General features: G+C 56.8%; 1 protein-coding gene. It reads right to left on the reverse strand.

Translation table 11 applies throughout. The features are described from left to right. The coding region (locus V6C07_RS08055; protein WP_333535858.1) for a PEP/pyruvate-binding domain-containing protein at positions 1 to 1420 on the reverse strand (1420 nt) is incomplete at its 3' end. Positions 1421 to 1695 lie beyond the last annotated feature (275 nt).

Raw genomic sequence — 1695 nt, forward strand, 5'->3', positions numbered from 1 at the left:
CGCGCGAAGCGCCGTTGCCTTCCACCAGAACCTCGGCCTCATCAGCGGCCTTGGCGTCCACCTCGCGGCGGCGCATGAAAATGGTGGTGGGATGCTGCTCCAGATCTTCGTTCCAGCGGGTTTCGGGGCGGGCCTGCACGAACCAGAGCTTGTCATTGGCGTCAATGCAGAATTCCGTATCCATAATCATGCCGCCGTAAGACTTGCTCACGGCGCGCACGCCCTGGGCCACGCGCTCGGCCTGGCTCAGAGAAAGCGCCCAGCGCAGAGCCTCAAGCTCAGGCACTTCCACTTCTTTGGTTCCGCCCCTTTCATCATAGATGATCTTCATGTCCTTGCAGCCCATCTGACGGATGACCACTTCGCCGCCGTCGTCGCGCTGGAAGACATAAAGCTTGTCGGGCGTGACCTTGCCGCCCACCACGGCCTCACCAAGGCCATAGCTGGCGTCGATGCTCACAAGCTCCCTGCGGTCCGTACCACGGCAGCCAGTGGCGGTATCAGCGGAAAACGCCGTGCCGGAAATCACCGGATTGATCATCTGCATCATGCAGACGGACAGGGAAGTGTGCTCAATGGCCCATTCTTCCTTGGCATTTTCGGCAATGGATTCATCACCCGTTTCTTCGGCCTTCGCCAGCGCGTCCAGAATGGCCTCGCGGCGATAGGTCATGGAGCGCAGGTTATAGGCCGAGGCGCAGTCCCAGTGATAGGCTTCCACAACCCTGTCTTCACCCACCATGTTGAGATAGGTGTCCTGAAGGCCGGCAAAAGCCTTTTTGCGTGAATCTTCACCGGCGGCGGAAGACCGCACGGCCACAGGGGTCATGTCATCGGCGTTATCACGACAGATTTCACGGTAGGCGCTGCGCACGGCTTCGCAGACTTCGGCGGGAAGTTCCACCGAAAGGATGGCGGCCTGCACCATAACGGAGCGCTTGCGCAACTGATCGATACCTTCGGGAGAGGTGGCAAAACCTTCTACAATATTATTGATAAAGGTACGCAGTTTGGTGTGTGACTGTTCCCCTTCGGCCTTGGCGGCCTGATGGATCTGGCGGCCAAGCTGGCGCACGAACTTTTGCAGAAAATCCGGGTCCTGGTTGATTTCCGGGTCGTTCCAGTCGATGCGGCCGTATTCGCGGTCCACAACGCTGCGCACAACGCGCCCGTTGACCTTGGTTTCATCCAGAAGCTGGTGAAAAGCCAGAGAAGATATGGCACGAAAATACGGAGCCTGAATACCTTCTATCTGGCTGATTAACGCCGTGTTATAGTTCTTACCACCAACAAGCAATTCCGCTTCGGGTCCAATCTGCACAATGTCAGCGCCGTTAAGCACCAGCTTTTTCTGGCCGGCTTCGGGCGCGTGTCCCTTGGTTTTGTTTTGCGCAGGTTTGGCGGCGGTACTCTTACCCATGTCTTCCTCCGGTTTGGGAAACAGAAGCATTGCAACCTTGAAAATTGTATATCGGCATCAAAAAACTGTCCACAAATTCCCGCATCTCCCGAGAGAATCCGGTTTTGGGGGTGCAAGCCGGACAATCCGGCCCGCTCCCCGTCCGCACCCTAGAGCAGATTAACTTTGAAAATATACATTTTCAAAGTTTAAAACACGCTCGCTTCGGCGTTTAACCGCGCAAATAAATTGCGCTTACGCCTTCGCGGCGGGCGTCTGCTCGCGCAGTCGCCAGA

The sequence above is a fragment of the Desulfovibrio sp. 1214_IL3152 genome (assembly GCF_036763055.1).
Lineage (GTDB): Bacteria > Desulfobacterota > Desulfovibrionia > Desulfovibrionales > Desulfovibrionaceae > Desulfovibrio.